General features: G+C 75.7%; 8 protein-coding genes. 6 read left to right on the top strand and 2 right to left on the bottom strand.

Going from position 1 to position 11,922, the window contains the following annotated elements; all coding sequences use genetic code 11:
- The first annotated feature begins 25 nt into the window (after positions 1–25).
- From LGQ04_RS05150 to LGQ04_RS05140, 3 genes are all read left to right on the top strand, one after another.
- Positions 26–1,417, top strand: coding sequence for a M20/M25/M40 family metallo-hydrolase (locus LGQ04_RS05150; protein WP_229242630.1), 1,392 nt, complete (start codon positions 26–28; stop codon positions 1,415–1,417).
- A gap of 31 nt (positions 1,418–1,448) precedes the next feature.
- On the top strand, positions 1,449–2,783 hold the full coding sequence (locus tag LGQ04_RS05145; protein WP_229242629.1) for an anaerobic C4-dicarboxylate transporter family protein: 1,335 nt from the start codon (positions 1,449–1,451) through the stop codon (positions 2,781–2,783).
- Between the two features lie 147 nt (positions 2,784–2,930).
- On the top strand, positions 2,931–4,139 hold the full coding sequence (locus LGQ04_RS05140; protein WP_229242628.1) for a beta-ketoacyl-[acyl-carrier-protein] synthase family protein: 1,209 nt from the start codon (positions 2,931–2,933) through the stop codon (positions 4,137–4,139).
- 9 nt (positions 4,140–4,148) lie between these two features.
- Here LGQ04_RS05140 and LGQ04_RS05135 read toward each other — a convergent pair whose 3' ends face one another.
- Positions 4,149–5,501 (bottom strand): APC family permease, encoded by a 1,353-nt coding sequence (locus tag LGQ04_RS05135; RefSeq protein ID WP_229242627.1) that lies wholly within the window; start codon positions 5,499–5,501, stop codon positions 4,149–4,151.
- Between the two features lie 73 nt (positions 5,502–5,574).
- Here LGQ04_RS05135 and LGQ04_RS05130 point away from each other — a divergent pair, with 73 nt between their 5' ends.
- Together LGQ04_RS05130 and LGQ04_RS05125 are read left to right on the top strand one after the other, a co-directional pair.
- Positions 5,575–6,087, top strand: a complete 513-nt coding sequence (locus LGQ04_RS05130) for an O-acetyl-ADP-ribose deacetylase (protein WP_229242626.1) — start codon at positions 5,575–5,577, stop codon at positions 6,085–6,087.
- Between the two features lie 80 nt (positions 6,088–6,167).
- A complete protein-coding gene (locus LGQ04_RS05125) occupies positions 6,168–6,377 on the top strand; it encodes a PspC domain-containing protein (protein WP_229242625.1) in 210 nt (69 codons plus the stop codon).
- 283 nt (positions 6,378–6,660) lie between these two features.
- Here the strand turns inward: LGQ04_RS05125 and LGQ04_RS05120 are convergent, their stop codons facing one another.
- Complete coding sequence (locus LGQ04_RS05120) at positions 6,661–9,675, bottom strand: esterase-like activity of phytase family protein (RefSeq protein ID WP_229242624.1); 3,015 nt, start codon at positions 9,673–9,675, stop codon at positions 6,661–6,663.
- 422 nt (positions 9,676–10,097) lie between these two features.
- On the opposite strand from LGQ04_RS05120, the gene LGQ04_RS05115 reads away from it, so the two are divergent.
- Complete coding sequence (locus LGQ04_RS05115; protein WP_229242623.1) at positions 10,098–11,918, top strand: YhgE/Pip domain-containing protein; 1,821 nt, start codon at positions 10,098–10,100, stop codon at positions 11,916–11,918.
- Positions 11,919–11,922 lie beyond the last annotated feature (4 nt).

The following is an 11,922-nucleotide window of genomic DNA, read 5'->3' as shown; positions in this document are numbered from 1 at the left end:
CCTGGTCAGGTCTACCGTCAGGTCCATGAGCGACCTGACCGGCGACGGCGCCCCGGGCGCCACGGCCGCGCCCACGCCCTTGGACGACACCGTGCTGCGACCGAAGGTCGCGGGGCTCATGCCGGAGGTGCTGGCGGAGCTGGAGGCGTTGATCGCGATCCCGTCCTGCGCGTTCCCGGGCTTCCCGTCGGAACCGGTGCACGCGGCGGCGCAGCGTGTGGTCGACGCGTTCGGCCGGTACGGCGTGGACGCGCGGGTCACGCCCGTGGAGGGCGGGTACCCGGCGGTGACGGCGGACGTGCCGGGTCCGCCGGGCACGCCGACCGTGCTGCTGTACGCGCACTACGACGTGCAGCCCGTCCCCGCGTCGCAGCAGTGGTCGACGGACCCGTGGACCCCGACGTGGGTGGACAGGCGCCTCCACGGGCGCGGCGCGGCGGACGACAAGGGAGGCATCGCGATCCACCTGGCGACGCTCGCCGCGTTCGATGGGAGACCGCCGGTCGGGGTGCGGCTCGTCGTCGAGGGCGAGGAGGAGACCGTCTCGCACCTGGAGGCGCACGTCGAGGCGCACCCGGACGACTTCCAGGCGGACGTCATGGTCGTCGCCGACATGGGCAACCTCGTGGTGGGCGAGCCGGTGCTGAGCGTGGGCCTGCGCGGGCACGTCAAGGCCGTCGTCGAGGTCGAGACGCTCGCGGCCCCGGTGCACTCGGGCCTGTTCGGCGGCGCGGCCCCGGACGCGCTCATGGCGCTGATCTGTGCGCTGGCCACGCTCGTGGACGACGACGGGGCGTGCGCGGTCGCGGGCGTCGCCTCGGGCGAGTGGGAGGGCGCGGACTACTCGGAGGAGTTGCTGCGGGCGAACGCGGGCGTGCTCGACGGGGTGGACCTCGTCGGGACGGGCCGGGTCGCGTCGCGGCTGTGGGCCCGGCCCACGGTGAGCGTCCTCGGCATGGACGTGACGAGCACGGCGGAGGCGTCGAACGTGCTGCAGCCGCGCGCGAGGGCCGTCGTCGCGATGCGCATCCCGCCGGGCCAGGACCCGCAGGACGCCATGGACGCGCTGATCGCCCACCTGAAGGCCCACGTGCCCGGGAACGCGCGCGTCACCGTCACCGAGGACAAGAAGTCGCCGCCCTTCTCGCAGCCGACCGACGGGCGCGCGTTCGGTCTCATGCGCGACGCCCTCGCGACGGCGTACGGGCGCCCCGTCGAGACGGTCGGCTCGGGCGGGTCCATCCCCCTGCTCGACACCCTGCGCGACGTCGCACCGCAGGCCGACTTCGTGCTCGTCGGCCCGCAGGACGCGCAGCACGCCGCCATCCACGGGCCCGACGAGTCGGTCGACCCGTCCGAGATCGAGCACATGGCGCTCGCGCAGGCCCTGCTGCTCCAGGCGCTCGCGACCGACTGAGACACCGCCGACCGCAGGGGAAGGGACGCCCGTGGACACGTTGGTCCTCGTGCTGGAAGCGCTCGTCGTCGTCGCCGCGATCTACCTCGGTGTGCGCATGGGCGGGGTCGGGCTCGGCCTGTGGGGCGCCGTCGGCGTCGTCGTCCTCGTGTTCGTGTTCCGCGAGCAGCCGGGCGACATCCCGTGGGAGGCCATCCTCGTCATCCTCGCCGTCATCACGGCGGCGTCCGCGATGCAGTCCGCGGGCGGGATCGACTACCTGGTGCTGCTCGCCGAGAAGGTGATCCGGTCCCGGCCGAGCATGGTGAACTTCCTCGCGCCGCTCATGACGTTCGTGTTCTGCGCCGGGTCGGGCACGGGCAACATCATCTTCCCGCTCCTCCCGGTCATCTACGAGGTGTCGTACGAGCGGGGCATCCGGCCCGAGCGACCGCTCGCGACGTCGGTCGCGGTGTCGGGGTTCGCGCTCGCCGCGAGCCCGGTGGCGGCGGCGATGGCGGCGTTCGTGGGGCTGACGGGCAACCGGGGCGACGCCCTGTCGCTCGGCGAGATCCTTCTCATCACGCTCCCCGCTGTCCTGCTCGGGACGGTGGTGGCCGCCGTCGTGCAGTCGCGCGTGGGCCGCGAGCTGGCCGACGACCCCGAGTACCAGCGGCGGCTCGCCGAGGGCCTCGTGCGGCCGCCCGCGCGGTCCGCGGCCGGGTCGACGGAGGTCCCGGCGACGGCGAAGCGCGCCGCGGGCGTGTTCTTCCTCGGTGTCCTGCTCGTCGTCCTGCTCGGGGCGTTCGACGAGCTCCTGCCGTCGTGGACGGTCGACGGCGAGACCGTGACGCTGTCGCTCACGACCCTCCTGACGATGGTCATGCTCGCGGTGGCGCTCGTCGTCATGCTCGTCGGGAAGGTCAGGCCGACCGCGGTGCTCGACGCCCCGCTGACGAAGTCCGGACTGACGGCGATCATCGCCCTGCTCGGGATCGCGTGGCTCGCGAACACGTTCATCTCCGGCAACGAGGAGACGGTGATCGGCGGCCTGACGGACGCCGCCGAGTCCGCACCGTGGTTCCTCGCGATCGGTCTCTTCCTCGTGGCGGCGGCGACGACGAGCCAGTCCGCGGCGGTGAACACGATGATCCCGCTCGGCATGAGCCTCGGGCTGCCGACCGCGACGCTCGCCGCCTACCTGCCCGCGATGGGCGGCGTCATGACCCTCCCGGCGAACGGCTCCCAGCTCGCGGCCGTCGAGATCGACCAGACCGGGTCGACCCGCATCGGCAAGTACGTCGTCAACCACTCCTTCATCCTGCCGACGCTCGTCATGGCCGTCGTGTCCGTCCCGACGGCGCTGCTCATCTCGACGCTGTTCTGACGCGTCCGCGCGGCGGCGTCCGAACCAGGTCCCGCGCCAGTGTGACGGCTATCACATGGCAGCGCAGGACAATGCTGCACGATTGTCCTGGAATGGGGGCATCGGAGAGCACGGACGCCAGGTACGGCGACCGGGAGCGGGGGGGTCATGACACGCACAGTCATCACCGGGTTCGGCGCCGTCACACCCGTCGGGCTGACGGCGGAGCACACCTGGGCCACGCTCCTGCGCGGAGGGCACGGCATCCACGCGCTCACCGACCCCGACGTCGCCGACCTCCCCGTGCGCATCGCCGCCACCGTCGACGACACCTTCGCCGGCACGCTCGCCGTCCGCGAGCGCCGCCGCACCGACCGCGCCGAGCAGCTCGCCCTCGTCGCGGGCCGCGAGGCGTGGGCCCACGCGGGGACGCCCGACGTCGAGCCGGAACGTCTCGCCGTCGTCGTCGGGTCCGCGAACGGCGGCATCGCGACGACGCTCGACCAGGCGGCCCGGTTCGCCGCGGGCGGCCACCGCAGCGTCTCCCCCCACACGGTGACGATGCTCATGGCGAACGGCCCGGCCGCCTGGCTGTCCATGGACCTCGGCGCCAAGGCCGGCGCGCGGGCCCCGATCAGCGCGTGCGCCGCCGGTGCGGAGGCGGTCGGCATGGGCCGCGAGATGATCCTCGCGGGTACCGCGGACGTCGTCGTGTGCGGCGGGGTCGAGGCCGGGGTGCTGCCGTTCTCGCTCGCCGCGTTCGCGCGCGCCCGCGCCCTGTCCACCCGCAACGACGAGCCGCACCGCGCCTCGCGCCCGTTCGACACCGACCGCGACGGGTTCGTCATGGGCGAGGGGGCGGTCCTCCTCGTGCTGGAGCGCGAGGAGCACGCGGTGGCACGAGGGGCCCACGTCCACGGCGTCGTCGCGGGCGCGGCGACCACCTCCGACGCGTACGACATCGTCGGCGGCGACCCTCACAACCAGGCGCGCACGATCGGTCTCGCCCTGCGCTCCGCCGGCCTCGCCCCCGGCGACGTCGGCCTCGTGCACGCCCACGCGACGTCGACCCCCGTCGGGGACGTCAACGAGGCCGACGCCCTCCGCCTCGCCCTCGGCACCCCGCCACCGGTGACCAGCACCAAGGGCGCCACCGGCCACCTCCTCGGGGCGTCCGGCGCCTTCGGCGCGCTCGTCGCGCTCCTCGCGCTGCGCGACGGCGCCGTCCCCCCCACGCTCAACCTCGACGCCCAGGACCCCGCCGTCGACCTCGACGTCGTCCACGGCACCGCCCGGACCACCACCGCGCGGCACGCCCTCGTCGACGCGTTCGGGTTCGGCGGCCACAGCACGGGCCTCGTCCTCTCCCGGGACTGACCACCGGCGTCAGGCCCCCGCCCGCCGCCGACGCCCCTCCACCCCGCCGGTCAGCCGCATCACGAGGTAGAGGACCGCCCCGACGGCGAGCAGCGCCCCCGCACGGAGCCACGTCGCACCGTCCTGCTGACTCAGCAGCAGGACGCACGACGCCACACCGAGCACCGGGACCGCCGACGCGACACGGAAGTGCGGCTGGTCCACGTGGTCGCGGCGCAGGACCAGGACCGCCACGTTCGTCACGCCGAAGACCAGCAGCAGGAGGAGGACGACCGTCTCGGCGAGCGCGGCGACGTCGCCCGTGAACACGAGAGCCATCGCGACGAGCGTCGTCACGACGATCGACACCCACGGGGTGCGTCGCCCGGGCAGCACCCGCCCGAGGGCTCCCGGCAGGATGCCCTGCTCCGCCATCCCGTAGGCGAGCCGGCTCGCCATGATCATCGTGAGCAGCGCCCCGTTCGCCACCGCGACCAGGGCGACGAGCGAGAAGAGCCACGCGGGGACGGAACCCTCCGCGTCGACGACCTCGAGCAGCGGCCCCGACGACCCGGCGAGGGTCTCGGGATCGACGACGGCCACCGCTGCGAGCCCCACGGCGACGTACACCACGCCCGCGGTGACCAGCGCACCGAACAGGGCCCGCGGGTACGTGCGCCGGACGTCGCGGACCTCCTCGGCGAGATTGGCCGACGTCTCGAAACCCACGAACGAGTAGTACGCGAGGATGGCGCCCGCCAGGACGGCGAGGGCCGGCGTCGTGCCCTCGGCGAACTCGGTGACGCGCCCCGGTTCGCCCCCGCCGCGCCCGAGGACGACGGCCGCGAGCACGACGACGAGCACGAGCCCGGACAGCTCGATCGCCGTCATCGCGACGTTCGCGCGCAGCGACTCCCGGATCCCGCGCGCGTTGAGCGCGGCGACGGCCGCGAGGAACAGCACGGCGACGAGCCGGTCCGGCGCGTCGACGAACGTCGCGAAGTAGTCGCCGGCGAACGCCAGGGACAGCCCGGCCGCGCTCGTCACACCCGCCGCGAGCATCGAGAAGCCGACGAGGAACGACACGAGCGGGCTGCGGAACGCCCGGTCGGCGAACACGGCCGCGCCCCCCGCTCGCGGGTACTTGGTGACGAGCTCGGCGTACGAGCCGGCCGTGAGCAGCGCCAGTCCGAGCGCGACGAGCAACGGCAGCCACACCGCACCCCCCACCTCGCCCGCCATCTCCCCCACGAGCGCGTAGACACCCGCCCCCAGGACGTCGCCGAGGATGAAGAGATACAGGAGCCGGCCCCCGACGGACCGGGAGAGCCGTGTGTCCTGCCCGGTCGCGTCACCGCTCGTCGTCGCGTCCCTGCTGCTCATCCGCACACCGTGCCACCGCACTCCGTTGCTCGCGGCCCGAGCGCGACGACACCACCTTTGCGACGATGGGCACGTGGACCTCGACGCGCGACTCGCCGACATCACCACCCTGCCCGTCGACGCCGTCGTCAACGCCGCCAACTCCTCGCTCCTCGGCGGCGGCGGGGTCGACGGCGCCATCCACGCCGCCGCAGGCCCCCGCCTCCACGACGCCTGCCGTGAGCTGCGCGACACCACCCTGCCCGACGGCCTGCCCGTCGGCGACGCCGTCGCCACCGACGCGTACGACCTGCCCGCCCGCTGGGTCGTCCACACCGTCGGCCCGAACCGGCACCGCGGCGAGACCGACCCCGCCCTCCTCGCCTCCTGCTTCACCCGGTCCCTCGACGTCGCCGACGCCCTCGGCGCCACCAGCGTCGCCTTCCCCGCCGTCAGCGGCGGCGCCTACGGGTGGGACCTGCACGACGTCGCGCGCGTCGCCGTCCAGGCCGTGCGCGGCTGGTCGGGCACGCACGTGGACACCGTCCTGTTCGCGCTCGTGTCACCGCAGGCGCTCGACGCGTTCGAGGACGCGCTCGCGAACTGACGGCGCCGACCCCGAAGATCAGGGACGCACTCCGGGGAACCCCGGATGCCCGCGCCCCGTCCGTTGCCTACGGTCGGACCATGACCACGTCAGCAACCCCCACCCCGTCCTCGCTGTCCCGCCCCCGCCAGGGCCGCGTCATCGCCGGGGTCTGCGCCGGGATCGCACGCCGCTTCGGCTGGAGCCCGACCGTCGTGCGGGTCGTCACCGTCGTGTCGCTCCTGCTCCCCGGCCCGCAGGTCCTCGCGTACCTCGTGCTGTGGCTGCTCATGCCGGAGGACCGCGGCTGAGGTCGTCGGGTCCGTCGGTCTGCGCCCCGCGCCGCCGCGCTGGAGGGTGGGGCAGGAGGCTCGGGCTGCCGCGCCGTCACCGCGGACCGCCGCCGGACACCGCCCGGTCCGCCGAGATTCGGCCGTCCGTGGTCGCGCGCGGCTCGACGCCCTTCGCCTCCTGCCCCACCCTCCAGCGCTCGTGCGTCCCGTCACCGCCGGGCGTCCGTCGCCTGCTGCCCCACCCTCCAGCGCTCGTGCGTCCCGTCACCGCCGGACGTCGCTCGGGGGTCCGGGGACCTCGTCAGCCGGGGACGCCGCGCAGGCGGCGGCGGGCGACGACGAGGACGGTGCCGCCGGCGAGCAGGACGATCGCCAGGCCGACGACGGTGCCCACGTGGACACCGGTCGAGGCGAGGCCGCCCGGGGACGCGTCGTCGTCCGCGCCGGTGGAGCCGTCCGCGGCGAGGACCTCGAGCTCCGTCCACAGGACGCGCCCGTCGACCTGGCCGACGAGGGCGAACCGGTGCGTGCCCGCCGCGACGTCGGTCGGGATCGTCACGGTCGCCGTGAGGACGCCGTCCGCGTCGGCCCGGGTCATGCCGAGGTCGAGCGGGGTCGAGAACAGGGTCGCCGAGACCCACTCGCCCGGGGCGAACCCGTCCGCCGTGGCCGTCACCGTCTCCCCGGGGCGGACCGTGCTCGGCGAGAGGGACACGCCGCCCTCGTTCGCGTCCGTGAGGTCGTCCGCGTCGACCGTGTGCAGCGCCGGCGACGGCGCCTCCTCGCCCGCGCCCGGCGTCGTCCCCGGGTCCGTGGGGTCGGACGGGTCGGTCGGGTCCGTCGGGTCCGTCGGGTCCGTCGGGTCCGTCGGGTCGACGTGGCCCGCGAAGACCTCCGCCACGTCGCCGAGGCCCAGGAGCACCGTCTCGCCCGTGGCGTCCTCCAGACCGTCGTTGTCCGTCACCGCGTACACGGTCCCGTCGCCCGCGACCGTCAGGCCCTCCAGCTTCTCCTGCGTCCAGCCGCGCGTCGCGCGCAGGTCCGGCAGGACGTCGTGCGCGAGCACCTTCGTCAGCGCGACCGGGGTGCCCGACGCCGCACCCACCGCCGTCTCGGGGACGTCCACCGCGTACACGCGCTTCACCGCGGCAGCGGGCCCGTTGAGCTTGTCCCGCTCGATCACCGCGAGCGTGTCGTCGTCGACGACCGTCACCTCGCTGAGCCCCATCCAGTCGCCCGCGGTCGTCGTCCGCTCCAACGGGTAGGCGAACCAGTCCCAGGTGCCCGACGCGACGTCGTACCGGCCGAGGCGTGCGCTCCCGGCGGTGCCCCCCTCGTCGGTCGTGAGACCGCGCTGCAGCGCGAGCCACACCTGCTCCGACTCCCCCGCCCCCTGGACGGCGACGCCCTCGAGGCCCTGCTTGCCGAGTCCCGCCACGACGTCCGCCGGCAGCGCGACCGTCTCGACGACCGCCCCGTCCGCGTCGGCACGCACGAGCGCGTTCTCGTCGCCCGCCGCCCCCTCGACAGCGAGCCAGAACCCGCCGTCCGGCCGCGCGGCCAGGCCCTCGACGTCGAGGCCCGCCGGCGCGCCGTCGGCCGTGAGCGTCACCGACCGGTCGATCACCGCCGGTGACCCGTCGCCGGACGCGCTGACGTCGACCGACAGGAGCTGCGTCTGCGCGTACGCCGCGTCCGTCGCCGTCCACAGGCGCTGCGGGTCGGCCGGGTCGGCGCTCAGCGCACCCAGCGCGCCCCACCCGATCGGCGTCCCCGCCGCCGGGCCCGAGGTCACGTCCGCGGAGACCACGCTCGGGAACCGGGGCGACCCCGCGTCGTCGGCCCACCGCTCGCCGAGACCGAACACGGTGACGGCCGAGCGCACGCCCACCTCCGCGTCGTCCTCCTCGCTCGACACCACGAGCAGGTCGCGCCCCGGGACGGTGAGCAGGCCCTCCGGGCCGTTCGTCGTCGCGAGCACCTGGACGAACCGGGGCTCGGTGGCGTCCGAGACGTCGTACACGGCCACGACGTTCGACCGCTCCGACCCGACGAACGCGTAGCGGACACCGCCCAGCGTCGCGACCGTCAGCCCCTCGGGCTCGGCGCCCTTGTTCTCGGTGCGGTCCTCGTTATGCAGGCCGACGCGCGCCGCGAGGTGCTCCATCTCGGCACCCGCCTCCCACACGACCTCGCCCGAGGACGCTTCGAACACGGTCCAGCCGCGCGAGCCCCCCTTCCAGTCGCCCTCGTCGGCCGTCGCGACGTGCGCGTCGTCGACCCAGGCGATCGCGTCCGGCTCCCGCGGGACGTCCGTGATCGTGCCGGTCAGGTCGATCACGCCGTCCTCGACCACGTCCACGCCCTGCACCGTCGCGGTACCCGCGGAGAAGGCCGACACGACCGTGCCGCTCGCCACGTCCACCAGGACGACGCCGTTGTTCTCCTGCAGCGTCACCGCGGCCGTCGTGCCCGACGGGTCGATCGCCACGTACTCCGGCTCCGGGTCCTGCGGCGTGTCCAGCCCGGCCGCGACCAGCGCGGGCAGGGCGGACCCGTCCTGCGCGACGAGCGGCACCGGGCGCGTCGACCAGGCCGCCGGGTCCTCGCCGGGCAGGTCGAGGACCTGCAGGAAGCCCGCGGGGAGCTGCGGCAGGTCGCCCTCGTCGCCGCCCTCGGGCGTCGCCTCCTCGTCGCGCTGGTTCTCCATCGCCACGACGGCGTGGGCGCCGTCGGGAGTCACCGCGATCGAGTCCGGCTGGCCGTCGAGCTCGAACGAGCGGACCCGCTCGCGCGTGGCGAGGTCGACGACGTCGAGACGCCCGCTCGGCGCGGTGAAGCTCTGCGAGGTGTCCACGACGACGAGCACGTACCCGCCGACGACCGCGACCGACGTCGGCTCGTCGTGCTCCGACCCGAGCTCGGCCAGGCTCAGCGTGCCGAGGCCCTTCGGGGCCGCCGGGTCGGTGATGTCGAGGAACCCGATGCGCCGTGCGGCGGCGTCCGTGTGGACGACGGTCCTCCCGTCCTCGCTCACGGCGGAGATCTCGGCGACCGTGGCGTCCTCGACCGCGGTGCCGCTCGGGCGGTTCTCGTAGACGGGGTACGTCGCGAGCCGGTGGAACGTCCGCTCCGCGGCGGGCGACGTCCAGGCGGCGGACGCGGCGCCGGCGAGGGGCGTCGTCGCCCCGGTCCCGGCCGGTGCGGCGGCCAGCGCGGGCACCGTCCCCAGCCCGAGCGTGAGCGCGGCACCGGTGGCGACGAGCGCGGCGAGGCGCGAGCGGCGGGTGCCGGGGCGCGCGGTGGTCGGTGGCATGACTCTCCTTCGACGGTCAGGGTGGCCGTCCGCAGCGTCGTGGCACGGCGTGGCGACGCGGCGACCGGGCCGGGACCTGCGGGTGACCGCCGGGTGAACAATCCACGGCGTCGTCCACCGGCGGTGGACGGACGGCCGGGACGGACAGCGTCTGTGGACGGCAACCGGTTGCCGCGGGCGACGTGCTGGCGACCGGGGTATCTGATACTTCGGCCCCGTGACCGAATCGTGACGGCCGAAGGGCCCTCGGTTACCTGCTACTGCCTGTCCACGGCACGTCGGGCGTTGTTACCGTCGGCCCGGTTCTACCTGGTACTCGGCGTCCCGCCAACGGGGGCGGACGCCGCGCCCGCACTCCCCGGGCCACTCCCCTCCCGCTCCTGCCCGCCCGGCGACGACGCCGGGCGCGAGGAAGGACGACCATGCCGACCACCCTGCACGCCGCCGCCCGCCCGTCCCGCACGCACACCGTGCTCACCACCGTCGCCCTGACGGTGCTCGCCCTCGTGGTGGGCGGGCTCGTCGCCTTCCTCCTCCTGTTCCACGGGGAGGTGGCCGACGGCGCCACCCGGCTCGACGACGGCGCGGCCGAGCTCGACGCCGGTGCCGCGACCCTCGCGGGGGGCACCGCCGAGGCCCAGGCCGGCGCGGAACGGCTCGCCACCGGCGCGGGCGACCTCGAGGACGGCGCGGCCGAGCTCACGGCCGGTGCGCAGCAGGCCGCGGACGGCGCAGCCCGCCTCGCCTCCGGCAGCACCGCCGCGCTCGACGGCTCCACCGAGCTCGCCGCCGGGGCGGACGAGCTCGACGCCGGGGCCGCACGCCTCGAGGCCGGCACCGACGACGCCGCCGACGGGGCCGCACGCCTCGCCGCGGGCGCCGCCGACCTCGACACCGGCGCGGGCACCCTGCGCGACGGCGCCGCACGCACCGCGGACGGCGCGACCACCCTCGCGGACGGTGCCGAGCGCGCCGCCACCGGCGCGGCCGCCCTCGCCGAGGGCGCCACCGCGCTGCGCGAGGGCGTCCGCACCGAGCTCGGCTCCGGCGTCGAGGACCTCGCCGCCGGCCAGGACCGCCTCTCGGCCGGTGCAGCACGGCTCGCCGGAGGCGTCACGACCGCCCAGGACGGCGTGACCCGCATCCAGGGCGGCGTCGCCGCGCTCGACAAGGGCACGACGACCGTGCGGGCCGGGGTCGTGACGCTCGGTCAGTCCGCGACGACGCTCCAGACGTCCGCCCAGCAGGTCGGCGCCGGCCTCGACCAGGTCGCCGCGACGCTCGACGCCCTCGCCTCCGGCGCCGCGCCCACGACCCCCGAGACGCTCGCCACCCTCGCCGGGACCGTCCGCGCCCTCGGCAACGGCGCCCCCGACGCACCCGGGTACGTCGCCCAGATCGCCGGGGGCGCGGGCCGGATCGCGACCGGGGCCGGCCAGGTCGTCGGCGGCGTCGACCGGATCAGCGCCGGGCTTCGCAGCGGCACGCCCGAGCAGCCCGGCCTTTCCGCCGGGCTCGCCCGTCTCCAGGCGGGCCTCGGCACCGGCACCCCCGACCAGCCCGGGCTCGCCGCCGGCGTGCAGCAGCTCCAGGACGGCATCGACACCACCCTCGCGGACGGCGTGCAGGCGCTCGCCGACGGCGCCGAGACCCTCGACGGGAAGATCGGCGAGCTCGAGGAGGGCGCCGCGACGCTCGGCACGGGCACCGCGGACCTGCAGGACGGCGCTGCCACCCTCGCGGACGGCACCGGCCGGGTCGCCGACGGCGCCGCCGACCTCGCCGACGGCACCGGGCGCGCCGCCGCGGGCGCGAGCGACCTCCGCGACGGGACCGCACGCCTCGCCACCGGCGCCGACGACCTTGCCGTCGGGACGACCCGGCTCGAGGACGGCACCCTGACGCTGCGCGACGGGCTCACCACCCTGGACGACGGTGCGGGCGAGCTCGCCTCCGGCGCGGACGACCTCGCCGCCGGGTCGCAGACCCTCCACGACGGCACCACGACCCTCGCCGCCGGTACCACCGAGCTCCACGACGGCAGCACCCGTATCGCCGACGGCGCCGCGACCCTCGCCGACGGCACCGGCACCCTGGCCGCCGGCACCACCGAGCTGCGGACCGGCGTCGACGAGAGCCCCGTCGGCCGCCTCTCCGTCGGCGCGTCCGCCCTCCTCGGCGGGGCCGCGCTCGCCGGCGTCGTCGGGATCGGGCTCGGGCTGCGCCGTCGGCTCACCGCCTGACGGC

The organism is Cellulosimicrobium marinum (assembly GCF_020551945.1).
GTDB classification, from domain to species: Bacteria; Actinomycetota; Actinomycetes; order Actinomycetales; family Cellulomonadaceae; genus Cellulosimicrobium; species Cellulosimicrobium marinum.
This window is presented reverse-complemented; position numbering and strand designations above follow the sequence as displayed.